General features: G+C 38.4%; 25 protein-coding genes and 1 riboswitch. Of the genes, 16 read left to right on the forward strand and 9 right to left on the reverse strand.

Annotation, left to right across the window (positions count from 1 at the left end):
* Positions 1 to 8: 8 nt before the first annotated feature.
* From QKW49_RS19575 to dapA, 3 genes are read left to right on the forward strand one after another with little or no spacing between them, the layout of a single operon-like run.
* Positions 9 to 1,295: a four-carbon acid sugar kinase family protein gene (locus tag QKW49_RS19575; protein WP_282864322.1), complete on the forward strand. Its 1,287-nt coding sequence runs from the start codon at positions 9 to 11 to the stop codon at positions 1,293 to 1,295.
* Complete coding sequence (locus QKW49_RS19580; protein WP_282864323.1) at positions 1,292 to 2,269, forward strand: hydroxyacid dehydrogenase; 978 nt, start codon at positions 1,292 to 1,294, stop codon at positions 2,267 to 2,269. The genes QKW49_RS19575 and QKW49_RS19580 overlap by 4 nt, the downstream gene beginning before the upstream one ends.
* 26 nt (positions 2,270 to 2,295) lie before the next feature.
* Positions 2,296 to 3,189, forward strand: a complete 894-nt coding sequence (gene dapA / locus QKW49_RS19585; protein WP_282864324.1) for a 4-hydroxy-tetrahydrodipicolinate synthase — start codon at positions 2,296 to 2,298, stop codon at positions 3,187 to 3,189.
* A gap of 192 nt (positions 3,190 to 3,381) precedes the next feature.
* Here the strand turns inward: dapA and QKW49_RS19590 are convergent, their stop codons facing one another.
* Both QKW49_RS19590 and QKW49_RS19595 read right to left on the reverse strand, forming a co-directional pair.
* Positions 3,382 to 3,933 (reverse strand): helix-turn-helix domain-containing protein, encoded by a 552-nt coding sequence (locus QKW49_RS19590; protein WP_282864325.1) that lies wholly within the window; start codon positions 3,931 to 3,933, stop codon positions 3,382 to 3,384.
* A 117-nt stretch (positions 3,934 to 4,050) separates the two neighbouring features.
* Positions 4,051 to 4,500 carry a demethoxyubiquinone hydroxylase family protein gene (locus QKW49_RS19595; protein WP_282864326.1) on the reverse strand — a complete coding sequence of 150 codons (450 nt, stop codon included), beginning with the start codon at positions 4,498 to 4,500 and terminating at the stop codon, positions 4,051 to 4,053.
* 190 nt (positions 4,501 to 4,690) lie between these two features.
* Here QKW49_RS19595 and QKW49_RS19600 point away from each other — a divergent pair, with 190 nt between their 5' ends.
* From QKW49_RS19600 to QKW49_RS19645, 10 genes are all read left to right on the forward strand, one after another.
* On the forward strand, positions 4,691 to 5,362 hold the full coding sequence (locus tag QKW49_RS19600) for an HAD family phosphatase (RefSeq protein WP_282864327.1): 672 nt from the start codon (positions 4,691 to 4,693) through the stop codon (positions 5,360 to 5,362).
* A gap of 36 nt (positions 5,363 to 5,398) precedes the next feature.
* On the forward strand, positions 5,399 to 6,037 hold the full coding sequence (locus QKW49_RS19605) for a nitroreductase family protein (protein WP_282864328.1): 639 nt from the start codon (positions 5,399 to 5,401) through the stop codon (positions 6,035 to 6,037).
* A 222-nt stretch (positions 6,038 to 6,259) separates the two neighbouring features.
* Positions 6,260 to 6,937 (forward strand): ABC transporter ATP-binding protein, encoded by a 678-nt coding sequence (locus tag QKW49_RS19610; protein ID WP_282864329.1) that lies wholly within the window; start codon positions 6,260 to 6,262, stop codon positions 6,935 to 6,937.
* Positions 6,938 to 8,113, forward strand: a complete 1,176-nt coding sequence (locus QKW49_RS19615) for an ABC transporter permease (RefSeq protein WP_282864331.1) — start codon at positions 6,938 to 6,940, stop codon at positions 8,111 to 8,113.
* A 554-nt stretch (positions 8,114 to 8,667) separates the two neighbouring features.
* The gene (locus tag QKW49_RS19620; RefSeq protein ID WP_282864332.1) at positions 8,668 to 9,795 is read left to right on the forward strand and encodes an ABC transporter ATP-binding protein; all 1,128 of its coding nucleotides are present in this window, start codon (positions 8,668 to 8,670) and stop codon (positions 9,793 to 9,795) included.
* The gene (locus QKW49_RS19625) at positions 9,788 to 10,426 is read left to right on the forward strand and encodes an ABC transporter permease (protein ID WP_282864333.1); all 639 of its coding nucleotides are present in this window, start codon (positions 9,788 to 9,790) and stop codon (positions 10,424 to 10,426) included. Before QKW49_RS19620 ends, QKW49_RS19625 begins: the two co-directional genes overlap by 8 nt.
* 16 nt (positions 10,427 to 10,442) lie before the next feature.
* Complete coding sequence (locus tag QKW49_RS19630; protein WP_282864334.1) at positions 10,443 to 11,045, forward strand: ABC transporter permease; 603 nt, start codon at positions 10,443 to 10,445, stop codon at positions 11,043 to 11,045.
* Between the two features lie 19 nt (positions 11,046 to 11,064).
* Positions 11,065 to 11,961: a glycine betaine ABC transporter substrate-binding protein gene (locus tag QKW49_RS19635; RefSeq protein ID WP_282864335.1), complete on the forward strand. Its 897-nt coding sequence runs from the start codon at positions 11,065 to 11,067 to the stop codon at positions 11,959 to 11,961.
* 67 nt (positions 11,962 to 12,028) lie between these two features.
* Positions 12,029 to 12,209, forward strand: a riboswitch (Lysine riboswitch).
* A 98-nt stretch (positions 12,210 to 12,307) separates the two neighbouring features.
* Positions 12,308 to 13,582: an FAD-dependent oxidoreductase gene (locus QKW49_RS19640; protein WP_282864336.1), complete on the forward strand. Its 1,275-nt coding sequence runs from the start codon at positions 12,308 to 12,310 to the stop codon at positions 13,580 to 13,582.
* Between the two features lie 16 nt (positions 13,583 to 13,598).
* Positions 13,599 to 14,969: a hypothetical protein gene (locus QKW49_RS19645; RefSeq protein ID WP_282864337.1), complete on the forward strand. Its 1,371-nt coding sequence runs from the start codon at positions 13,599 to 13,601 to the stop codon at positions 14,967 to 14,969.
* Positions 14,970 to 15,111: 142 nt separating this feature from the next.
* Here QKW49_RS19645 and QKW49_RS19650 read toward each other — a convergent pair whose 3' ends face one another.
* The 7 genes from QKW49_RS19650 to QKW49_RS19680 form a co-directional block, all read right to left on the reverse strand.
* Entirely contained in the window at positions 15,112 to 15,873 is a 762-nt protein-coding gene (locus QKW49_RS19650; protein WP_282864338.1) for a fumarylacetoacetate hydrolase family protein, read from the reverse strand.
* A 36-nt stretch (positions 15,874 to 15,909) separates the two neighbouring features.
* A complete protein-coding gene (locus tag QKW49_RS19655) occupies positions 15,910 to 16,620 on the reverse strand; it encodes an ABC transporter ATP-binding protein (protein WP_282864339.1) in 711 nt (236 codons plus the stop codon).
* Positions 16,621 to 16,623: 3 nt separating this feature from the next.
* The gene (locus tag QKW49_RS19660; protein WP_282864340.1) at positions 16,624 to 17,418 is read right to left on the reverse strand and encodes an ABC transporter ATP-binding protein; all 795 of its coding nucleotides are present in this window, start codon (positions 17,416 to 17,418) and stop codon (positions 16,624 to 16,626) included.
* Between the two features lie 2 nt (positions 17,419 to 17,420).
* A complete protein-coding gene (locus QKW49_RS19665; protein ID WP_349239045.1) occupies positions 17,421 to 18,395 on the reverse strand; it encodes a branched-chain amino acid ABC transporter permease in 975 nt (324 codons plus the stop codon).
* 19 nt (positions 18,396 to 18,414) lie between these two features.
* Positions 18,415 to 19,287: a branched-chain amino acid ABC transporter permease gene (locus tag QKW49_RS19670; protein ID WP_282864342.1), complete on the reverse strand. Its 873-nt coding sequence runs from the start codon at positions 19,285 to 19,287 to the stop codon at positions 18,415 to 18,417.
* A gap of 315 nt (positions 19,288 to 19,602) precedes the next feature.
* Positions 19,603 to 20,805, reverse strand: a complete 1,203-nt coding sequence (locus QKW49_RS19675) for an ABC transporter substrate-binding protein (protein WP_282864343.1) — start codon at positions 20,803 to 20,805, stop codon at positions 19,603 to 19,605.
* An 81-nt stretch (positions 20,806 to 20,886) separates the two neighbouring features.
* Complete coding sequence (locus QKW49_RS19680) at positions 20,887 to 21,027, reverse strand: hypothetical protein (RefSeq protein WP_282864344.1); 141 nt, start codon at positions 21,025 to 21,027, stop codon at positions 20,887 to 20,889.
* A 298-nt stretch (positions 21,028 to 21,325) separates the two neighbouring features.
* Here QKW49_RS19680 and QKW49_RS19685 point away from each other — a divergent pair, with 298 nt between their 5' ends.
* From QKW49_RS19685 to QKW49_RS19695, 3 genes are all read left to right on the forward strand, one after another.
* Complete coding sequence (locus QKW49_RS19685) at positions 21,326 to 22,078, forward strand: amidohydrolase family protein (protein ID WP_282864345.1); 753 nt, start codon at positions 21,326 to 21,328, stop codon at positions 22,076 to 22,078.
* A 41-nt stretch (positions 22,079 to 22,119) separates the two neighbouring features.
* Positions 22,120 to 23,205 (forward strand): iron-containing alcohol dehydrogenase family protein, encoded by a 1,086-nt coding sequence (locus QKW49_RS19690; protein WP_282864346.1) that lies wholly within the window; start codon positions 22,120 to 22,122, stop codon positions 23,203 to 23,205.
* A 166-nt stretch (positions 23,206 to 23,371) separates the two neighbouring features.
* Entirely contained in the window at positions 23,372 to 24,076 is a 705-nt protein-coding gene (locus QKW49_RS19695; RefSeq protein ID WP_282864347.1) for an FCD domain-containing protein, read from the forward strand.
* The last annotated feature ends 102 nt before the right edge of the window (positions 24,077 to 24,178 follow it).

Genomic DNA, 24,178 nt, shown 5'->3' on the forward strand with positions numbered 1-24,178 from the left:
TGAAAAATATGATAAAGCTTTTAATTGTTGCAGATGACTTTACCGGAGCATTAGATACAGGTGTTCAGTTTGCAAAGAATGGAATTGATACAAAAGTTATTACCGACTTGGAATATGATTTCGCCAATGCATCCCATGACACTGAGGTGCTGGTTGTAAACACCGAAACAAGACCTCTCCTACCGGAGCAGGCTTACAAGAGGGTCTATGAATTGACTAAAAAGGCTCTTGCGGCAGGTGTGTGCAATATATACAAAAAAACGGATTCGGCTTTGAGAGGAAACATAGGAAGCGAGTTGACGGCGTTGCTGGATGCCAGTGATGAAGAATATCTTGCGTTTCTTCCTGCTTTTCCGAAGATTGGGCGAATTACAAGAGTGGGAATTCATTATATTGCTGGGATACCGGTTCGCGAGAGTGTCTTCGGTCAGGATCCTTTTGAGCCGGTGATGCATTCAAGCATTTCTCAAATTATTGGAGAGCAAAGCAAGGCCTGTGTAGTAAATGTTCCGATAGAAGAAGATTATTCCCGTAATACCTGTTTGAATCGTAAACATATAGCGGTTTTTGACGCAGAAAACGATCATGATTTATATCGAATCGGAAGTACGCTGAAAAACCAGGGCAGATTAAAAATAATGGCAGGATGTGCCGGGTTTGCCGCTTTTCTTCCCGGGATTTTGGAATTGAAAGGAAATAAAAAGGCCGGATTAAAGAAAACGGATGGGCTTTTGGTTGTCAGCGGAAGCTTAAATCCAATTACAAAAGAACAAATTGAGTACGCTGAGAGCCAAGGGTTTAGAAGAGTTACGCTTGGCGTGGAACAGAAGTTGGGAATCGATTATTTGGAAACCGGCAAGGGGAAAAAATTCATTGGTACGCTTAGAGAATATTGTGAAGAAAACGTTCCTCTCATCATAGATACTTTTACTTCGGGCAATGTTATCAATACTTCGGATGATGCGCAGAAAGATGAAATTTCAAAAGAAGAATTCCGCTTCCGTGTTGCAAATAATTTAGGAATGATTGTGAAGGCGTTGATACAAGGAGGTCTTAGACACACCATCATTATGACCGGCGGTGATACCTTGATGGGATTTATGAAGCTGATCCACTGCAATGAATTGGTGCCCATTTCCGAAATTGGGCAAGGGGCGGTTCTTTCGAATTTAAATCTAAATGGAAAGGACTTGCAGGTAATATCAAAATCAGGTGGTTTCGGAGAAAAAGAAATTTTTGTGAATATTGCAAAAGATGTTGTTGCAGATCATTCGTTTAGGAGGAATGTATTGTGAAATTTGTAATGACCCAGGCTGTATGCCCTGAAGGAATGGTAAGGCTGGATGGGAAGGCGGATATTATATACATAGCGGACGATGGAGATCCAAACAATTATTTGCATGAAATGAAAGATGCAGATGCAATTATTGTCAGAATTGCAAAATGCGATAGAAATGTAATTGAAAGTTCCCCTAAATTAAAAGTGATAGGAAGAACAGGTGTAGGTTATGATAGCGTGGATGTGGACGCGGCAACTGCTGCAGGGGTCCCTATTGTGATAACTCCCGGTGCAAATAACCGTTCTGTCGCAGAACATGCAGTGGCCTTGATGTTTGCAATTGCGAAGAATATCGTCGAAGGGCAAATGGAAACTGAAAAAGGTAATTTCACTGTTGTTAGAGGTGCGGGAAAATCTTTTGAACTGCTGGGAAAGAAAGTAGCGTTCATAGGTCTGGGTGCGATTGGTAGAGAAACTGCTAAAATATGTAAGGGTATCGGAATGAAAGTACTGGGATACGATCCTTTCTTAACTAAGGAGGCAGTAGAAGCATTAGGATGCACCTATTATGAAAATTATGAAGATATGATGAAGGAGTGTGATTTCTTGTCTATCCATGTGCCGCTGACAGCAGAGACAAAAGATATGATTGCCAAAAAGCAATTGGAAACAATGAAAAAAACTGCTGTTATCATCAATTGTTCCAGAGGTGGAATTGTTAATGAGAAGGATCTGGTTGGAGCATTAAATAATAATGTCATCGCCGGCGCAGGAACGGATGTATTCGTAACAGAACCGCCTAAGACGGATGATCCGTTGTTGACAGCAAAGAATATTGTATTTAGTCCGCACAGCGCCGCACAGACACGCGAGGCTGTTGTGAATATGGCGCAAATGTGCGTGGATGGCTGTTTAGCGGTTTTAAAAGGTGAGAAATGGCCTTATGTGGCCAACCCGGAAGCATATAACCATCCCAGATGGAAAGTATAATAAAACAATTTGAGGGAGGAAATAAAATGATAGAGATTAAAGGAATCATACCACCTATTCTAACACCCATGAATGAAGATGAGTCATTGAATTTAGAGGAGCTCCGCAATCAAGTAAACCGTCAAATCGAGGCAGGAGTACATGGTATTTTCTGTTTTGGGACAAATGGCGAGTGTTATATACTAAGTGATAAAGAAAAGCAGAAAATATTAGAAGTGACTATAGATGAAGCAAAGGGAAGAGTTCCGGTTTATGCTGGAACCGGATGTGTCGGTACGAAAGATACCATTAGAATGTCCCTTATGGCGAAAGAAGTTGGAGCTGATATATTATCTATCATATGTCCGTATTTTGCGGCGGCTTCGCAGGATGAAATCTACGAACATTTTAAAGCTGTTGCAGAGGCAGTGGATTTGCCCATTGTCGTTTATAATATTCCGGCTAGAACCGGTGTCAATATTGCCCCGGCTACCATTGCTAAGTTGGCGAAGATTGATAATATTATTGGTGCAAAGGACAGCAGTGGTAATTTTGATAATATGCTTCAATATATTGAGTTGAGCAAAAATGAGAACTTCAATGTGCTTTCAGGTAACGATTCTCTTATTTTATGGAATCTGTTGGCAGGAGGAGTAGGAGGTATTGCGGGAATTGCCAATATCTATCCCAAAACAATGGTATCTTTATATGAGACATTTGTGATGGGAGACGTAGATAGAGCAAAGGAAATCCAAGATAGTATTCGAAATATTAGAAATAATTTTAAATATGGAAATCCAAACACAATAGTAAAAAAAGCTGTAAACTTACTAGGATATCCGGTAGGACCTTGCAGAGCACCATTTAATTATATTTGTCAAGAAGGTATTGAAGCAATTAAGAAAACGTTGGAGCAGGATACTGCAAACAGTATGCGTTAATGATTGACGATAGTTCTACACTTTTTTAACTTAAGGAAAATGCACTAATGATACCGTTGGAAATATCATATTGGTTTTAACTGCTGTTTTAGATTATTGGTCTACAATCCGAAAAAGTAATATAATTTTTAAAATGAAAGTCAGAAAGAATGCGGCAAGGACGGTGATTTCTTGTCGCATTTTTTTAGGCTGTTAACCGGATGAAGTAAGTAAATCCTCAATATTTAATTCTTTCATACGCCGCCACAAGGTTGTCCGGTTGATTCCTAACATCTTAGCAGCTTTTGTTTTATTATACCGATTCTTTTCCAAAGCTTCTTTTATTCGTACCCTTTCAAGCTGTTTAATTTCACTTAAAAATGAGGAAGAACCATTCATAGTATTTTTGTCAGTGGATGATATTTGGGTATTGGCAGGAGGAGTACCGGATAGCGGATGACTATTGTCATCACCGCAGTCAATGAAGATTTTCTCAATATCACCGTCGGTAAGTAGACTAAACTGACTTAATACTACCAATCTTTCGCAGATGTTTTTCAACTGTCGTATATTGCCGGGCCAATCGTAGTGCGTTAAAATATCTTTCACCTTATTACTAAGCTGTATATCTTCTTTTCCTAATTGCTGTAAATGTCCCTTGATGAATGAATCAACCAGCGATAAAATATCTTCTTTCCGCTCTCTTAGCGCAGGAAGATTTATTTTTAATATGTTAAGTCTATAGTATAGGTCTTCTCTAAACATTCCTTTTATCGGATATAATACCTCTTCATCAATTTTTGTCTATCTTTCTGTATTTTTCATATTTTTGTTAAGCATACTAGTTTCTAAATGTAAATATACTATTTGATAGACCCGGAACTATTCTTTCAACTCTAAAAGTTGGTTATGAAACCAGGCGGCATGCAAATCTTCATCTATCAGATTGCTTTGCAATATCTTTACCACTTTATCGTCACATCTTCCTCTGATTGCATGAATAAGGTCTTTGTAATCCTGCATAGCTTTTTGCTCAAGTAGGATATTGATCTTTAACAGATTTTCTATTCCGGACAAACCCAAGATTTTGCCGACTGTTTTACCGACAATAGGGGCGATCATATCTCCAAGCATGGTGGGTTTGCCGCCTAACTCTTTGATGTTATCGGCAATATTATCTACATGTTGCTGTTCAATATAGGCGATACGTTCAAACGCCAATGATATATAATCATCTTTTGTAGAGCTGCTTTGAGAAGTATATAAGTCAACCTGATTCAACTCAAAGCTATAAAACCAATTCAATTTAAATAAAAGCCTCTCTTTATCCAAATCAGCACCTCATGATGATAGTATTATCATTATTGTCTGTTTCAATCTCGCGAAGTATTCCTAAAAATTTCAATTTATTGCATAAATACATTGCGAATAGTATAATAGATTCAAGAAATTTATCGGTTTTATCAGCATCAAAATAGAGCAGAAATAGGGTTTTGCTGCTATCAATAAGGAGAAGGTTTATATGTATAAAGGGATCATCTTTGATATGGACGGTGTTCTAATAAATAGCGAACCGCTGCATTGTAAAGCGTGGATTGAAGTACTCGCCAGGTATGGTGTTAAATTACAGGAAGAAGAATTCAAACGTTTTGTAGGAATCCCTTGCGAGCAAATTAGAGATTATTATCTGGCGAAGCAAGAGTATAGTATCAGTCCGGATGTTTTAAATGAAAAGCAGGAACATTACAAAATAGTAGAGCAGCAAGAATTAGCACTAATGCCAGGTGTGAAATATTTATTAAATGAGCTCATTAACAAACATATTCCTATAGCCATTGCATCATCAAGCAAGCATCCCGATATAAGACGATGTTTAAAAATTACCGGTGCATTAGAGTATTTTCATATCATATGTAGTGGAACGGATGTGGCACATACTAAACCGGAGCCGGATTTGTTTCTATATACTGCCAAGAAAATGAATCTGATTCCTGCTGAGTGTATTGTAATTGAAGACTCTGTATGGGGAATTATGGGTGCCAAAAAGGCAGGCATGCATGTGTGCGCATACACCTCTTCTCATGAAAAGGAAGTACTGCTGCAAGCGGGTGCGGATTATGTATTTGATACTTTTGAAAAGTTTAATACGGACTATATTAACAAATTGAGTTATGATAACGAAGTTAAGAGTTGATAATATGATAAAATTACCGGATTTGGAGGAGATCACATGAATTGTTTTTTAGACTTAGCGGTATCTAGAAGAAGTATCAGAAAATTTGAAGATAAGGAAATACCTGTGGAGGATATTGAATATTTTATAAAAGCCGCCACCTATGCGCCTAGCGGATGCAATAGCCAATGCTGGAAATTTATTGCGGTGAAAGATAGAGATATAATAAAGAAGATTGAAAACATCGTCATTCAAAAAGTTGACGATATTTTGAAAGAAAAGGCGGAGGAATTACCCCAAAGCTACTTAGCCTCCAAAAGAAAAATGGTAAGTTTCTTTGCTAAAGCCCCTGTGGTTATCGCGGTTTTTATGACTAAAGCAAAATTTTATGATGAAACATTTATATCTGTTTTGAAAGAGCAAGGACATGATAATAAAAGTATCATGGATATTTTTGCAAACTATGATATATTATCTATTGGCGCCGCGATACAAAATATGTTATTGGCTATTCATGAAAAAGGCTACGGGGCTTGTTGGATGAATGAACCTGCAATTGCAGGAAAAGATATCAATGAAGTTTTAGGTATTTCTTTAGACAAAAGGTTTATTAGCCTTATTCCGGTTGGGATTCCGGCTTATACGCCTAGAGAGAAAAAAATAAAAAGTATGGATGAAGTATTTTCTATTGTTTGAAATGTTCACAAAGTATTCAAAAATTAATCACTTTATTATCATAACTTGCAGTTATAATCATGTTTATGATATGATTGGTGATGATATGAGATTGGTAGAACGTTTGTTATGGCAGGAAACACAGGTACTTATACCGATAAATACATAATCTGGTAATTAGTAAATGCGGAGGAACGGAGAAAATAGTCCGGCATATGCGAGACAGAGAACTGGAGGGCAAAAATGATTAGAATTCAGGATATGTATAAGATATACAAAATGGGAAAGATTGAGGTTAAAGCATTGGATGGTATCTCTATTCATATCAAACCCAAAGAATTTGTAGCCATCGTAGGACCGTCGGGATCAGGTAAATCTACACTCATGAATATGATTGGCTGTCTGGATATCCCTACATCAGGGAATTACTACCTTGATAACAAGGAGGTTAGCAAGTTAAAGGATGATGAACTTGCGGAGTTCAGAAATAATAAAATCGGATTTATTTTTCAAAAGTTTAATCTGCTTCCCAAATTGTCAGCTATAGAGAATGTAGAGCTTCCGTTGATTTATAAAGGTCTGTCAAGAAAGAAACGTATGGAAATGGCCATGCAGGCATTAGAGCAGGTTGGATTGGGGGATAGGGTACACCATAAACCGTCTGAACTGTCAGGGGGACAGCAGCAGAGAGTAGCCATTGCCAGAGCGCTTTCGAGCAAACCACCGTTAATCCTGGCTGATGAGCCTACAGGAGCCCTGGATTCTAAATCCGGTACCGAGGTTATCAATATGATGCACAACCTGTATGAGATGGGCAATACCATTTGCCTAATTACTCATGATGAGCATATCGCGCAGCAAGCGAGGAGAATCATAAGGATCATGGATGGCAAAATCGTTGAAGACAAGGCGGTGAGTTAGATGAATATTTTTCAAGCCTTCAACATGGCAATAAAGAGTATAGGAAGTAATAAAGTTCGTACGCTTCTTACAATGTTGGGAATTATCATTGGGGTTAGCTCTGTCATTATATTAGTAAGTTTGGGAGAAGGATCAACCAAAGCGATTACCGAAAGAATTCAGGGGATGGGAACCAACCTGATTAATGTACGTATTATGGGAAGAAACAGCAATAGATCTGTAAGCGAAGATGAATTGATGAATTTAGCATACAGTAATGATGATGTGATCGAAGCGGTTGTTCCTTCTTTAGAAGACCAAGCAACCGTGAAGTATGGGACTAATAATTTACAAACTTCTTTAATCGGTACCAGTGAAGGTTTTGAAACTGCGAGAAATACGAAAGTAGAAGATGGAAGGTTTTTCAGTGCATTAGATGTAGATAGAAGACAGAAAGTGGTTCTGTTAGGAACTTATGTAGCAAATGAATTGTTTGAAGACGTCTCGCCGATAGGAGAAAAAATTAAAATAAATGGAGAAATATATGCAGTGGTGGGTATATTGGAAGAAAAGAGTAGTTCTGCTGAAAGTTCAGAAGATGATAGGGTAATTATTCCATATACTACGGCTAAAAGGTTAGTGCGGAATGCCAATATCACTACATTTTATGTTCAGGCGAAAACACCTGAAACAGTGGACAGCGCTGTGACTAAATTAGAAGAATTTTTATTTAAGAAGTTTAATAGTGAGGACGCGTATAGGGTGCTAAATCAAGCGGAAATGTTAGACACCATTAATGAAACCACAAAAACAATGTCCATGTTATTAGGCGGAATCGCTGGTATCTCACTTGTGGTGGGGGGAATTGGAATTATGAATATTATGCTTGTTTCAGTTACCGAAAGAACAAGAGAGATTGGGATCAGAAAAGCTATTGGTGCTAAGAGAAGAAATATTTTAGTGCAGTTTCTGATTGAATCCATTGTAGTTAGCTGCTTTGGAGGGCTAATAGGAGTTGCGTTCGGTTATATGGGTTCGCAAATTATTGGAAAAGTAATGAGCGTTGCTGCGCAGCCATCCATTATGACGATTTTATTCTCCTTTTCGTTTTCAGCTGTGGTAGGGATATTCTTCGGTTTTTATCCCGCAAGCAAGGCTTCAAAACTGAATCCGATAGAAGCGTTACGCTTTGAATAAAGGCGAAGGTTTATATATACCTTAAGAAGTTGAAAATTTAATAATAATAGAAGATAAGCTCCTTGGATATATGTTCAGGAGCTTATCTTTTTGTTGTTGAGAAAGCATCTTGCCCAAAGTTCTGGGTCAGCTACTGTGTCGGGACGATCTTTGGTCATCCGCATTGATAACTATGTAGTGATTCCATACGAACAATAGGTATCCATCGTAACTATTCATGAGGTGAAAGCGAAGCTGATAATATTTAATATTGACTTTGAAATAACGGATAGAAATAAAATTGTTGGAGAATATAGTTGATGATAACTAAGATAAAGTATAAGAATATAGTACTTATATAGACTAACAACTCTATACATAATGACGGATTGTTAGTTAGCGGTAGCATATGGAAGGATACGTAAAGTATTTTTAGAATATATAGCTTGTTTTTTTATTATGGGAACATGTAGAAATAGATCCGGATATATAAAGAGTTACGAGGTTTGCGAAAAAAAAACCTATCATGTAAAATTATATAATGACCAAAATGTTGAAGATAAGGAGGGATGTATTTGGTTAGATTTGAGAATGTAAAAAAAGCTTATAAAGATGTAGCGGTTATAGAAGATCTGAACTTCGAGATCAAAGAAGGGCAGTTGGTCGTACTTATCGGTCCAAGCGGGTGCGGTAAGACCACTACGTTAAAAATGATTAATAGGATTATTGAGCCAACATCGGGGGCTATATATATTGATGAGGAAGATGTAACGAAAATCAATCCTGTTATGCTTAGAAGAAAGATCGGCTATGTTATCCAACAGATAGGTTTATTCCCTAACATGACAATAGCGCAGAATGTTGAAATCGTGCCTAAGTTATTGGGATGGCCTGCAGATAAAAGAAGAGCCAGAACGGAAGAGCTTCTTCGTTTGGTAGACATGGACCCGGAACAGTATGCGGATAGATACCCTACAGAACTGAGTGGAGGACAGCAGCAGCGTATAGGGGTATTGAGAGCGTTGGCGGCAGAACCGCCTCTAGTTTTAATGGACGAGCCCTTTGGCGCGTTGGACCCTATTACCCGGGAATCTCTTCAAGATGAAGTGAAGCGCCTGCAGAAAAAGCTTAAAAAGACTATTGTTTTTGTTACGCATGATATGGACGAGGCACTAAAAATTGCAGATGTGATTGTGTTGATGAAAGATGGGGAAATCGTTCAGGCAGCATCGCCTGAGGAATTACTGTCCAAACCCGCAAATGATTTTGTTATTCAGTTTATTGGTAAACACCGCTTGACTAACGAGATCGAGATTGAAACCGTTGAAGATGTTATGCGAGCGAATCCTGTCACGGTAACAAAGAGTATAGGTACGGCTGAAAGTGTTGCTCTAATGAAGCGTAAAGGTGTAAACACGCTTTTGGTAGTCGATGAAGAAGAAAAGCTTGAAGGTGCTGTAACCATTGAAGCAATTAGTAAGTACGGAAAAGGCGGGCGCACTATTGACGGCCTTATTGATAATAATGTAGTAACCATTCCAAGTAATGCGGATTCTAGAGAAGCATTCGATACATTGATTCAAAACAAGCTGGACTACCTTGTTGTTATAGATGAAGAACGCAAGGTAAAAGGGTTGGTTACCAAAACCAGTATGGTAAAAGCATTAGCAGAAGTCGTATGGAAGGATAATGGAAATGAATGATTTTTTGAGTTTTGTTGTCGAAGAGCAGGATTTAATTATTCGTGCGGCACTGCAGCATATGTATATATCGCTATTGGCTGTTACCATTGGATCATTGATTGCTATTCCTACCGGAATATGGCTTACAAGAAATAAAAGCATTGCAAATTATATCTTAGGTGTGACAGGAGTTGTGCAGACAATACCCAGCCTTGTTTTGCTTGGAATGGCGTTGATCATTTTCGGTTTAGGAACGACACCGGCTTTGATCGTGTTATCACTATATTCAATTCTTCCTATCCTTAGAAATACCTATACGGGAATCAGTGAAGTGGATGATATGTATATCGAAGCAGCTAAAGGCATGGGTATGACCGGAGTGCAAATTTTATTACAGGTAGAGATTCCGCTGGCCCTTTCGGTTATAATAGCCGGAGTAAGAATTTCGCTTGTATATATTATCAGTTGGGCTACCCTTGCCGCACTGATTGGTGCCGGAGGTCTTGGAGACTTAATTTGGACAGGCCTGGCCAGCTATGATAAAAATATGATATTTGCAGGGGCGATTCCTGCATCAATACTTGCGCTGGTAGTAGGGACAGTGATAGGCATCATACAAAAGCTTGCTACTCCCAAAGGTTTAAGAAAGTAGAAAGGGGGATGCTGTAATGGGAAAGATTTTTACTGTTGTGATGGAGCATCTGCAAATCGCGGCATCAGGGGTAGTGATAGCGATATTTGTTGGTGTGGCTATAGGAATTATATTGACGAAATACAGGGCAATTGCCGGTTTCGTGATGTCAGTGACCGATATCATTCAGACGATACCGACGTTGGCGCTGTTATCTATCCTGATGACCATGTTTGGTCTTGGTGACGGCACTGTTATTACGGGTTTGTTTTTATACTCTCTTCTTCCGATTATAAGAAATACTTATGTAGGAATTTTAAGTGTACCTGAAGGATTGATAGAAGCCGGTACGGGGATGGGTATGACAAAAATGCAGTTAATGTTGAAAGTAGAGCTTCCTCTGGCGCTGCCTATTATTTTATCCGGGATTCGTATTGCATTTATCACTGCATTGGGGATTACAACCATTGGCGTATTAATCGGAGCAGGTGGTTTAGGGAAGTTTATATGGAGAGGGATTCAAATTAATGATGTCTCGATGATCCTTTCGGGAGCCATTCCTGTTTCTATTCTTGCTGTAGGTGCTGATCTGCTGCTAGGATATGCTGAAGGAAAAATGGTGAAAAGGGCACAAAAATAGATTATTGGAGGTTTTAAATATGTTTAATAAAAAGAAATTATCAGTTATGATTTGTTTATTATTAGTAGTGGGGTTATTCGCCGGGTGTTCAGGTGCCGGAGATAAAACCGTCGTCATCGGTTCTAAAGACTTTACCGAAAATATCATTTTAGGTGAAATGATTGCACAAATGTTGGAAGCGAAGACGGATCTAAAGGTTGAAAGAAAGCTGAACATGGGTGGAACATTTGTAAACTTTGAAGCTTTGAAAAAAGGTGATATCGACATGTATGCCGATTATACCGGAACAGGATTGACTGCCCAATTGAAAATGGATGTTATCAATGATGCCGATAAGGTATATGATATCGTGCAAGAGGAATTTAATAAGCAATTTAAATTAAAGTGGTTAAAACCTTTCGGGTTTAATAATACGTATGCGGTTGCGGTAAAAGAAGACTTTGCAAACGAGAATAATGTAAATAAAGTAAGTGATCTGGTACCTTTAGCGCAAGATCTTGTGTTTGGCGCGGAACACGAATTTTTCAACAGACAAGACGGTTATGACGGGATGATCGAAAAGTACGGTTTGAAGTTTAAAGATGTGGCTAAAATGCAGGTTGCATTGAAATATCAGGCGATCGGACAAGGAAAAATGGATGTGACCGATGCATTTGCAACCGATGGACAGTTGATTACCTATAAGCTGAAAGTATTGGAAGATGACAAAGGTTTCTTCCCTCCGTATTATGCGGCACCGGTGGTAAGGATGGATACGTTGGAAGCACATCCTGAAATCGAAGAAGTACTGAATCAACTGGGAGACCAGATCAGCGATGATGAAATGCAGCAGATGAATTATCAGGCTGATAGTGAAGGTGTTGAAATTGAGAAAGTGGTAAGTGATTTCTTAAAGAGCAAAGGGTTAATTGACTAAATCTTCAATTTCAGAAAAGTTGACAAAATGCGACATGGTTTGTTATTATAATAGTAATTGAATAGTCATTATAGATAGAGGTGGACCTGACAAGAGTAGATAAGTAGAGGTAAAGAGATACCGATGAAGCTTATTGAAAGGGGAAGGTTCCGAAAGTATGAGTTTTCTCTTGGATTTATGCTTGGTTGTTGTGCGAACAGGGCAATAACTGTCACTGCAGACATAAGTAGTGGAGCGCTATCGAATGTATTGGATATGCAGACATTTAAATTATTATTCATTGTAATACAGGCGATTGGGATGTACACCAATCGCTTTTTATTTTTGAGGGGGTATAGTCAATAAAATGAAGGTTGTAATTATTGGAGGCGGATGGTCCGGTTGTGCTGCGGCAATCAGCGCACGCAAAGCAGGCGCGGATGTCACGCTTCTTGAGCGAACAGATATGCTTTTGGGGACAGGTCTTGTTGGCGGGATCATGAGAAATAACGGCAGATATACTGCCACAGAAGAAATGATTGCGATGGGTGGAGGAGACTTATTTAAGATATGTGATGACAATGCAAGACATGTAAATATAGAGTTCCCAGGCCATAAGCATGCGAATCTTTACGATATAGCCAAAATCCATGGTGCGGTGCATAATTATCTAAAGCAAATGGATATAAAAATCTACTTTAATATTAGAATTAGCAAGGCAAGGGTTCATCAGGGCACCATTATGTCGGTGCAAGACCAGTGTGATAATAAATTTTCCGGGGATGTATTCATTGATGCTACCGGAACAGCAGGTCCAATGAATAACTGTTCAAAGTATGGAAACGGATGCGCGATGTGTATACTCAGATGCCCGAGTTTTGGCGGCAGGGTTAGCATTGCAGGACTTGCGGGTGTTCAGGAAATGATGGGGAGAAAGGCCGACGGTTCCTATGGTGCGATGAGCGGCTCATGTAAGCTATATAAAGAATCCCTTTCTAAAGGGGTTCAGGCCGAATTGAATGATAAAGGAGTAGCCATTGTCCCTATTCCTAAAGATTTAGTAGAGGACCATCTGGGGGTGAAAGCGTGTCAGCAGTACGCCCTAAAGGAGTTTAAGGACAATCTGATATTGCTTGATACGGGACACGCGAAATTGATGACGCCGTACTATGATATTGAGACGTTGAGGAAAATCCCGGGTCTTGAGGATGCAAGATATGAAGATCCTTATTCCGGCGGAATGGGAAATTCTATGAGATATTTTGCGATGGCGCCCAGGGATAATTGCATGAAGGTAGAAGGTGTGGAAAACCTCCTGTGCTGCGGAGAAAAAGCGGGATTACTGGTTGGACATACCGAAGCAATTGTAACCGGAGTACTTGCGGGACATAATAGTGTACGTCTGGGTCTCAAAACAGATTTGTTTCAGATTCCTACCACACTAGCAACCGGAGATGCAATCGCTTATGTAAAAGAAGCAATGACCACAGAAGAAGGGATGTCAAAGAAATACACTTTCTCGGGTTCTGTTTATTTTGACCGCATGAAAGACCTAGGATTGTACTTAACCGACAAAAACGAAATACAACGCAGAGTACAAGACAGTAATACCAGTAATATATTTGCACAGAAAATGATATAGATTGGGAGGATCTAGTGTGGTTGAGTTAGGATTATTGCATTATATTTATATTGCGATGGTAGTGATCATTCTGCTTACGCTGGCATTTAAAAAGGATATTGTTCTTCCTTGCATCATCGGTTTATTTGTGATGGGATACGCGGCTACAGGCAGTTTGCTAAAGGGTGTGCAGGTTATATATAACTCCCTTATAGCGGCAGGAACGGAATTCTGGGGCATTATTGTCATCATTTCTCTGGTTGTAGCTATGTCTAAAGCGTTAAAAGATATCGGGGCAGATGATCTTATGATGAGCCCTATTAAAAAGCTTATGATTAATAGAAATGCGGCGTTTGTCGTGTTGGGAATTGTTATGACTATCATTTCCTGGTTTGTATGGCCATCACCGGCAGTAGCATTGGTTGGTGCCATTATGGTACCGGCGGCTATTCGCGCGGGACTTCCGGCAATATGGGCTGCCGTAGCAATGAACTTGTTTGGTCATGGCATCGCATTATCCAGTGACTACTTTATTCAGGGTGCGCCTTCAATAACTGCGAAAGGTGCCGGGATCAGCGATACTTACGATATTATAAACAGCAGCTGGCCCCTATGGATTACAATGAGTGTTGTAACCGTCGTTACCGCTTTTATTATGATGAGAAAAGATATGAAGAACAATCATGTGGATGACTTAAAGTCATCCGACAAAGAAGAAAAAAGAAAATCAAATACGATTGGCACTTATATTGTTGGGTTCATTACCCCCATTGTATTTGTGATCGATATCATAGTAATGTATAAATATAAGCTTAGAGGAGGAGACGCAACCGCCCTTGTAGGAGGGACGGTAATGCTAATCATGGCTGTATCGGCAGTGATTAAGCATCGTTTTGTTGATTCTCTTGAAAAAGTAACAGATTATTTAAAAGAAGGATTTACATTTGGGGTGAAAATCTTTGCACCGGTTATTGTTATAGGGGCATTTTTCTTTCTTGGAGGAGAGAGCACCGCAAAACAGATACTGGGCGAAAATGCCACAGGACTATTAAATGATATTGGACTTTTTCTTTCAAATACGGTGCCATTATCTAAAGTCCCTATTATTTTGATGCAGACTTTAGTATCGGGCATTACCGGCCTTGATGGGTCAGGATTCTCAGGATTGCCCCTTGTAGGTTCACTTGCGCAGACTTTTTCTAATGCAATCAGCATTGATAAGGCCGGCCTTGCTGCTTTAGGGCAAATTGTAACTATATGGGTTGGCGGAGGAACCATTATACCTTGGGCGGTCATTCCTGTTGCCGCGATATGTAATGTAAGTCCGATAGAACTTGCAAGGAAGAATTTGATACCGGTTATGGTAGGTTTTGCAGCTACTGTTATTGTGGCAATGTTTATACTATAAGCAATTTGTAACTGATATAAAAGATTTATGAATAAACACCTGAATTTTGCTAAAGAACCAGCATAAAACTTGTGATAATAAAACCGGATGAAGTCTAATTTCATCCGGTTTATAATTTTTTGGTTGCTTGTCAGGGCGAAATTTATTCAAGGCCTTCTACAAAGTTTTGGAGTTTTCCGATTCCATCTATTTCGACAGAAACAATATCATCTACCTGCATGGGTCCAATACCGAAGGTAGTTCCTGTTAATATGATATCTCCAGGCTCAAGCGTCATAACAGAAGAAATATAGCTTATTAACATATTAGGTTTAAACAGTAAGTGTTTAGTGTTAGAACTTTGAACTATTTTTCCGTTAAGAACCGTTCTGATAGGAAGGTTATTTGGGTCGACATCCGTATGGATACATGGACCTAAAGGTAAAAAAGTATCAAATCCTTTGGCAATGATCCATTGTCCGTCAGATGGCTGAAGGTCTCTAGCAGTTACATCGTTAGCACATGTATATCCTAGAATATATGAAGAAGCTTCGCTTTCTTTTATATTTTTTCCACGCTTTCCAATAACAATTGCAAGCTCTCCCTCATAATCAACACGGTGGGACTGAACCGGATAACATATACCTTCATCAGGTCCTATGACGGCTGTAGATGGCTTCATAAATATAACAGGCTCGGATGGAACTTTTTCGTTGGATTCAATAATATGATCCATATAATTTAGTCCTACACAAACTATTTTTCCGGGTTTAACCGGACTAAGCAGCTTTACTTTTTCAATACAGATAACATGATCGGTTGATGTAAAACCTTCTTCAATACTTCCGCTTAGAATATAAATTTTATCATCGGTAAGATTACCATAAAACTCCTGATTATTAAGAAGAAATCTTATTAATTTCATATTTAACCCCTTTTCTTATTTGTTTTCTTATTCATTTTAACCGCCTAGATAAGCTTTTTTAATTTCGGGACTGCTAAGAAGCTCCTGGCTATGCCCTTTGTTTACAATTTGTCCTACTTCTAGTACGTATGTCCGTGTTGAGATGGACATGGCCATAAATGCGTTTTGTTCTACAATTACAACAGGTGTATCATTACGCTTATTGATTTTAACTATAGCATCAAACATCTCCTCAATGATAACAGGGGCAAGGCCTAAAGAAGGTTCATCAAACATAATCAATTTTGGATCACTCATCATTCCTCTGCTTATTGCTAACATTTGCTGTTCGCCACCGCTTAAGGTTCCGGCAATCTGTTTTTCTCTTTCTTTCAGACGGGGAAACAATTCATAGGCCTCTTGTATATGTCTATCAATATCATCTTTGGTATATTTTTTGCTGAATGCACCCATCTCTAGATTTTCGAGAACAGACATCTGAGGAAAGATCTCTCGGCCTTCAGGTACGTAAACTATGCCCTTGCCAACGATTTTATGGGTTTTGAAGCTGCTGATTACTTCCTCATCATACTCAATAGAACCGTTGGCAGGTTTATTAATACCCATGATTGTTTTCATTAAAGTGCTTTTGCCTGCTCCATTTGCGCCAATAATAGAAACAATCTCTTTATTATTAACTTCGATAGATATATTAAAAAGTGCTTGGACATTTCCATAAAATACATCTATTCCATTTACTTTTAGCATATTCTATTCCTCCGTCTTCTCAGTCTTAACGGGCGTATATTTATTGCCAAGATAAGCTTTGATGACTTGGTCGTTGTTTTGAATCTCTTTAGGAGTTCCCTCCGCAATTTTTGCTCCAAAATTCAGAACTGTAATCTTTTTACTGATATTCATAACCACATCCATGTTGTGCTCAATCAAAAACAAGTCTATGCCTCTACTATGGGTTTTTAATAAAATATCAACAAATTCTTTTCTCTCAGATGGATTAAGACCTGCAGCCGGCTCATCAAGAATCAATAAATCCGGTTTCATCATCAACGCCCTGCCAAGTTCAGTCATTTTTTGCCTGCCATAGGATAGGTTTTTAACTTTCTCGTTGCGAAGGTTTACTAGGCCAATTTGTTCTAAAACCTCTTCTGCACGCTCTTTAAGAAGAGTTTCTTCTCTTTTTTCTCCTTTAAGATCAACGAGAAACCTCAGTAATCCGGCTTTTGTGAGCTGATGGCCACCTACCATTAAATTTTCTAAAACACTCATTGAACCAAACAATTTCAAGTTCTGAAAGGTCCGGCCAATTCCCAGTCTTGCTATTTGGAACAAGGGCTTACCGCTGATTTTAGCATCATTATAAAAGATATTGCCTTCGCTGGCAGGAAGCACACCGGTAATCATATTTACAGTTGTAGTTTTTCCGGAACCATTAGGGCCGATGAGTGCATGAATACAGTTCTTAGGCATTTCAAGAGATAAATTGTTTACTGCAACTAGTCCGGAAAAACGTTTGGTTATATTTTCAAGTTTCAGAACAGGATTCATATCTATTTTAGCCTCCTAGTATTGTCTGTTTTTGGAATCCAGAAAGGTTGAAATCTGCGTTCTTCAGAGAATATTGAGATGATACCATTAGGCAGAAAAATTACGAAGATTAAAGTAATAATACTAAACACAAGCCAATAATAGCTTTGCATAAATCTTAAGAACTCAGGTAGAAGAGTAATGATAACAGCTCCAATAATATTTCCTGCAACCGATCCTATTCCGCCAAGCATCATCATAACGAGATAGTTGGCCGATAAATCGGGTATAAATGTGGTCGGGTTAACGTATCTCATCATATAGGTATACATCGCACCACCCAGACAGCCAAAAATGGTAGCAAGGGTAAACGCTTTGATTTTGATACTGGCGATATCGATCCCGCAAGCTTCCACTGCTTCTACATTATCTCTAATGGCTTTAAAAACACGGCCCCATTTTGATTTAACAATACGCTGTGATGTAAAAACCAACACAATTACAACCAGAAGATATAGATAATATATTTTGAAAGAACTATCCAATTCATATCCGAAAACCGTGATAGCAGGGATATTTTGAACGCCCATCGTGCCACCGGTTAGATCTACCCAGTTTGTAAGAACTAAGCGCGTAATTTCACTAAAACCAATCGTTGTAAGAGCAAGGTAGACACCTTTTAAACGTAGGCTGGGATAGCCAAGTCCGAGGCCGATCAACCAACCCATAACAATTGATAGTACAAAACATATCCAAGCAGGAGCGTGAAGATTTGTACTCATCAATGCAGCTGTATAAGCGCCTAATGCCATTATACCTGCAGTACCTAAGTTCATCTGACCTGTTAAACCGGTAATGAAGTTCAAACCCATGACCACAATGATATTAACAAGCGTTTGACTTAACAAGATATGATGGTAGGCATTATTATCCCACGCAGGTAAAATCAGAAGAAAGATGATAAAGATAATTAAAGCAGTTCTTTTGATATTTTTCAATTTTGTACACCACCTTATTCTATTTTTTGTGTCCTAGGAGTCCTGATGGTTTAATAAGCAAGAAAGCAATCAATAGTACGAATGCAACACAATCTTTATACAGTGTCGGGATAATTAATGTACTTAAGTTCTCTACAATGCCGATTGTAATACCGCCAAGGATTGCTCCGGGAAGATAACCGAACCCTCCGATAACACCTGAGGCAAAGCCTTTCAATCCTATCATATTGGCAATGGTCAGATCGATAGTAAACAGGGGAATAACCATGATACCTATTGCTGTGCAGATAACGGCGCTCAGTGCAATAGTGAAATTTATATTTGCTGGTACGTTAATGCCCATCAAAGCAGCAGCAGTTTTATTTTGTTGAACACATCGCATGGCTTTTCCCATTTTAGTAGACTTAAAAAATATTTGAAGTGTGATAACGATAATTGTGGATACACCAATAATAGATAGATTTGCTTTTGTAATAACAATATTTCCTAAAGTCACTACGCCTTTTAAAAATCCCGGAACAGTGAAAGGCGTAGCACCCCAGACAATACGTGCAAGTTCTGTTAAAATACGTCCAAGGATTACCGTTCCAATCACTGCAAAAATCGGGGAAGCCATGTTTCTTAACGGGTTAAAAATACCTGAAGCTACAAATACGCCAAATAGAAACATAGTAAGAACTGTTGCAATAATAGCAATTGTAGGGCTAGCACCCATACGAATGATATACTGCCCTGCAAATACATATGCACCTAACATAATTAGTTTGTCATGGCTAAAATTCAGTAAGCCTGTTGCGTTAAAAATTATTGTATACTCAATGGAAACCAAAGCATAGATAAATCCCAGCGCCAAACCGCTAACAATTAATTGAATCACAATCTCGGATGCCATTTTTTCACCTCTATTTTAATTACTGTTTTATAGATAAAAAACTCTAAAAGTAAAAATCGGAGCACGGAAGTAGGAATGCTACTTGGGGACGGTTCGTCTGTGGTATATGATTTTCATGCTACTGAGGAACTGTCCCCATGTGGCATTCCGGTAAGAATATTTCTAACTTTACAATTAACTATTTATATCAGTGGCCTGTGCAAAAATCTCAAAATACTATTCACTGATATTTGATAAGTGCAGGGCGGTCAGAAAGCCAATGATCCTGCACTTCATCACTCTATAATTTATCATGCATTTCTATGTATTGATTTATTAATTGTTAAGGTCCACATACTCTATCATGGTAGGTACTTTGTTAAGAATCTGTGCAACGATACATCCTTGAAGCATATTTCCTTTTCCATCAGTAGTGAAAACTCCTTCCGGAAGCTGCAGACCCTTTGTTTGTGCCAATGCGTCACGAACCGCTTGCGGATCTGCTGAACCGGCACGTTCAATTGCATCTGCTAAAACATAGGTGGCACTGTAGTAGGTAGCGGCATAAAGCTCAGGCTTGTAGCCATATTTATTTTCAAAGTTCTTAACAAACTCTATTACTATCGGACTGTTATTTGTGGAAACAAAATCAGTTACAGAATACCAGCCTTCTATGTATTCCGGTTCCATCAGATTCAGAACTTGGTCCATAACAACTCCGGCAGAAGCAATTACGGGTACTTTAAAGCCCAGTTCATATAACTGTCGTGCAGTAAGAACAACTTCGGCATCATCAGTCCACGAAATGATGGCATCAACGCCTTCGCTCTTGAGCTTCATAATCTGACCTGTAAGATCCTTATCGCCTGAATTATGTCCTACCGCTACATAGGGTACATTTACTTTTTTAAGATACTCTATGATAACATCACGGCCGCCGGTTCCAAAGTCATTATTGTTAAAGGATATACCTATTTTTTTTGCGCCCAGCTTTTCAAGAGCATATTTAGCAGCAACCTGGCCATTAATGGTATCCTCAGGTCGGACACGGAAGAAATAATCGTTATTCAATCCGGAAAGCTTTGGACTGGTACCGCCGGTCATAAAGGGAACTTTAGCATTTTTATATAGTTCGTTTGTTGCCATGGCATTTCCGCTCGTATGTGGACCGATTACACCACTAACATTTTTTGTGAGAATTTTTGTTACGACATTTACCGCAGTGGTTTGGGTATTCTGATCATCCTCAATAGTATAAGCAAGTTTCTTGCCTAGAACTCCACCTTTGGCATTAACTTCTTCCAAGGCAAGGTCCACGCCTTCACGGGTTCGTTGGCCAGCTAATGGGAAGTTCCCTGTGAGAGCACAGCTTAATCCGATAAGAATTTCATCGTCGTTTTCGGATGTGTTATTCTGTGCATTTGAATCGTTACTTTGGGGTGTGTCAGATTGGGTGGGATTACTTGAAGATTGGGTGCCACAGGCACTGATTGTCAGAATCATAGAAATTGTTAGTAAAACTACCAATAGTTTTTTCATTTCATTCCCTCCACATATTTTAATTTTTAGCGTTTTAGACGCCAAGTCCGACAAAAATATCCTAGTTGAATGATCCGGATGTTATTCCAGCTTATCAAATGATTTGATTGTATCAGAAAGAACGTTGTAAGCAGTATAATTAACCTCTTCCTGATCATCGTATGGCGTTAATAGAGGTAATAGGACCTGCCCGTACTTTGCGGTAAAATCTTTTTTGGTCATTTAACATTCCTCCTCATGTTTTTATACAATACAAATATCCTTATATCAGGTTGTATTGTTGTCTGATAACAATTATATAGATCATAACAAAATTTGTCAATATATTAATTGTGAAAATTGCATAAAAACTGCGTAAGAAGGTATTGACACTTAATGCAATATGTCGTAGTATAATAATATCATGTTATCAGACAACATGATATATGAATTGAAGTTTTTCTTTTAGCTTTAAGACCACGGGTTAAATGAATGTTGCTTCAATGAAAAACTGTTAAGAAAGGGTAGAAGGAGAGTTGCTATGATTATTGACTCGCATTGCCATCTTGGAATCGATACTGTATATGATTTTCAAGTGACTGAGGAGATGTTAATTAGAAATTGTCAAGAATTCAATCTCTATGGAGCCATTGTTCAACCTTGTATTACACGCCCTTATTTAGCGGACATACGTGAGGCTCATAATAGAATTTACCGATTTTGCCAAGAGCACTCCGGGTGTTTTTGGGGAATGGTATCAATGAACCCGCATTTTAATAATGATGACTACTCAAATGAAGTAAAACGTTGCGTTGAAGATTTAGGGTTTGTTGGTGTCAAGCTTACACCTAATGGCCATGCTGTGGATTTAATGTCTGAGGATGCTCGAAAAGTATTTAATGTAGCTCGTGACCTACGGGTTCCTGTAATGGTTCATACCGGTATGGGAATACCCTTTGCCGATCCGGCACGTCTATATCCATTGATAAGTGATTATTCAGATGTAAAAATAATTATTGCTCATGGAGGTTCTGATTTCTTTGCTGCACAAGCCATGTTTCTAGCCGAAACATTTGAGCACGTATATATTGAGCCTAGCGGTATAGGTGTAGAAGGAATAGATATGTTTCTTAAAAATTTATCCCCTAAGAAACTGATGTTTTCCACAGATCTTCCAATCAATACCGCCAGCGAAATCTTAAAATATAAGCAAGTTGTTAATGATGAGCTCGCACTAAGGCAGATATTCAGTTTGACTGCAATTGAAGTTTTTAATCTGAGATTAAAATATTAAATCCCGCAAGCATTTTAAAAGATAGTAAGGAGATGTAATTTATGAGAGAGGGCGCTCAAATTATTCTTGGATCCGGTCGATATCTTCAGAACCCTGGAGTTAGATCGGTTATAGGGTGGGAAGTAAAACGGTTTTATAACAAAGTACTTGTTGTTGCTGGTTATACTGCTTGGTCTGTAACAAAAGAAGCTGTGGAAAAAAGCTTTGAGGAAAATGGTATTGAATACACTGTACATATGTTTTCAGGGTTTTGCAGTGAGACAACAGTTAACAGAATTGTAGATGAAGCTAAGGATTACGGTGTAAAATTACTTGTTGGTATTGGTGGCGGAAAATGTATGGATACTGTAAAGCTTGCTGCAGACCGTTTGGGAATCCGGGTTATAAATATGCCGACATCTGCCGCAACCTGTGCTTGCTACGCCACCGTATGTATTAAATATGATGATACCGGTACACCTGATTGCAATGAATATTGTCAACAACCTGTCGCTGCAGTAATTGTGGATACAGAAATTATCGCTAAAAATTGTCCCGAAAGAATGTTGGCATCCGGTATTGCAGATGCTATGGCAAAGTTTCCGGAGATAGATTTCAGTATACGTTTTGTAACAGGCTGGGATATAACAGTGATGCCTTTATCGGCATTAAAACTGGCAGAATTTAATACTGAGAAATACTTTAATACTGCGATACAAGCTATCAAAGATGTACGTGAAAAGAAGATTACACCTGCTGTAGATGATATCATATTTACTAATCTTGCTTTAACAGGGTTAACATCTCAACTTTCCAGTGGGAGCAAGCAACTGGCAATTGCTCATGCGCTTTATGACGCTGTTAGTAAACTATTTAAATCTCAAAGAGCAAAATATCTTCATGGCGAGATTGTATCTTGTGGTATCCTTGTCCAATTAGCAGTCAATGGGTATTCTGAAGAGTATATCCATAAAAATATGCAGTTCTTAAAAGAAATTGGAACTCCAATATCTTTTAGCGAATTAGGAATTGCTCCCACTGCAGAAAATTTGGATATAATTTTAGATTTTATCTTTACCAGTATCAATATCACGGATCAGGATTTGCAAACTAAGATTCGCGAAAATTTTGCACGTATTACTAAGTGATAAAATCACATTAATGGAAGTATATAACTTGACGAATAAAAAATCATAATGATATAATAAAATACCTATATATTCTTTATGAATATATTTAAGTACTTAATAGCATTAATATGACTCATCTGGTGTCATTGTTCAAAATATCTTAATAGAGGCGGTTTACAGTTGTATGAAGCCAATTGAAATGATTTCCATTGTAGAGCAGGTTATTGATAACTTAAAAGACTATATTGTTGATAATAAAATTTCAGAAGGAGATAAGATGCCTACCGAAAAGCAAATTTGCGAGATGTATGGTGTAGGCCGTTCTACAGCGCGTGAAGCTTATCGTATGATGCTAGCTATGGGCATGTTGGAAGTGAAACGCGGTAAAGGCGCATACTTTAAAGGATTTCCCAATGAGCAGGCTGATGACAACTATGTTGCAAACTGGTTCAAAGAGCATGGTCAGCGTTTAAGGGATTATGCTGAAGTTCGTATTGCCATTGAAACAATGACGACTAAATTAGCTATTTTGCGTATGAACGACAGACAACTGGATGAGCTTAAAGTGATTCATAGATTGTTTGTTCAAAGTGCCGAGATGAAAAACCATGTAAAAATGGCGTTGTACGATGAAGAATTTCATAATAAAATTACTGAAGCATCAGAAAATGAATTATTGATTAAAATTGTTAAGATAATTGCTGAGTGTATTGTAGATTATCGTATACAGACTTATAACATTAGAGAGAATGTACAGCATGCTATTGAATCTCACGATAAACTTCTTAAAGCTTTTGAGGATCGTGACCCTGATTCAGGTATACAGTTGATGACGGAACATCTTGAAAACTCTTTAATTGATATGGAGAAAATCATAACTAAAAACTAAGAAGTAATGGTCGGTAAATTAATAGAGATAGAATTAAAGGGATTAACTTCATGGTTAGTCCTTTTTTAGTAGTATTTAAAATTTCAGTACAATTTCATTAGC

The organism is Petroclostridium sp. X23 (assembly GCF_030013905.1).
GTDB lineage: Bacteria > Bacillota > Clostridia > SK-Y3 > SK-Y3 > X23.

Coding starts and splice junctions, on each gene's coding strand:
- QKW49_RS19575 (WP_282864322.1), top strand. CDS start 9: ATGATAAAGCTTTTAATTGTTGCAGATGACTTTACCGGAGCATTAGAT.
- dapA (WP_282864324.1), top strand. CDS start 2,296: ATGATAGAGATTAAAGGAATCATACCACCTATTCTAACACCCATGAAT.
- QKW49_RS19590 (WP_282864325.1), bottom strand. CDS start 3,933: ATGTTTAGAGAAGACCTATACTATAGACTTAACATATTAAAAATAAAT.
- QKW49_RS19600 (WP_282864327.1), top strand. CDS start 4,691: ATGTATAAAGGGATCATCTTTGATATGGACGGTGTTCTAATAAATAGC.
- QKW49_RS19605 (WP_282864328.1), top strand. CDS start 5,399: ATGAATTGTTTTTTAGACTTAGCGGTATCTAGAAGAAGTATCAGAAAA.
- QKW49_RS19610 (WP_282864329.1), top strand. CDS start 6,260: ATGATTAGAATTCAGGATATGTATAAGATATACAAAATGGGAAAGATT.
- QKW49_RS19615 (WP_282864331.1), top strand. CDS start 6,938: ATGAATATTTTTCAAGCCTTCAACATGGCAATAAAGAGTATAGGAAGT.
- QKW49_RS19625 (WP_282864333.1), top strand. CDS start 9,788: ATGAATGATTTTTTGAGTTTTGTTGTCGAAGAGCAGGATTTAATTATT.
- QKW49_RS19630 (WP_282864334.1), top strand. CDS start 10,443: ATGGGAAAGATTTTTACTGTTGTGATGGAGCATCTGCAAATCGCGGCA.
- QKW49_RS19635 (WP_282864335.1), top strand. CDS start 11,065: ATGTTTAATAAAAAGAAATTATCAGTTATGATTTGTTTATTATTAGTA.
- QKW49_RS19640 (WP_282864336.1), top strand. CDS start 12,308: ATGAAGGTTGTAATTATTGGAGGCGGATGGTCCGGTTGTGCTGCGGCA.
- QKW49_RS19650 (WP_282864338.1), bottom strand. CDS start 15,873: ATGAAATTAATAAGATTTCTTCTTAATAATCAGGAGTTTTATGGTAAT.
- QKW49_RS19655 (WP_282864339.1), bottom strand. CDS start 16,620: ATGCTAAAAGTAAATGGAATAGATGTATTTTATGGAAATGTCCAAGCA.
- QKW49_RS19660 (WP_282864340.1), bottom strand. CDS start 17,418: ATGAATCCTGTTCTGAAACTTGAAAATATAACCAAACGTTTTTCCGGA.
- QKW49_RS19670 (WP_282864342.1), bottom strand. CDS start 19,287: ATGGCATCCGAGATTGTGATTCAATTAATTGTTAGCGGTTTGGCGCTG.
- QKW49_RS19675 (WP_282864343.1), bottom strand. CDS start 20,805: ATGAAAAAACTATTGGTAGTTTTACTAACAATTTCTATGATTCTGACA.
- QKW49_RS19680 (WP_282864344.1), bottom strand. CDS start 21,027: ATGACCAAAAAAGATTTTACCGCAAAGTACGGGCAGGTCCTATTACCT.
- QKW49_RS19685 (WP_282864345.1), top strand. CDS start 21,326: ATGATTATTGACTCGCATTGCCATCTTGGAATCGATACTGTATATGAT.
- QKW49_RS19690 (WP_282864346.1), top strand. CDS start 22,120: ATGAGAGAGGGCGCTCAAATTATTCTTGGATCCGGTCGATATCTTCAG.
- QKW49_RS19695 (WP_282864347.1), top strand. CDS start 23,372: ATGAAGCCAATTGAAATGATTTCCATTGTAGAGCAGGTTATTGATAAC.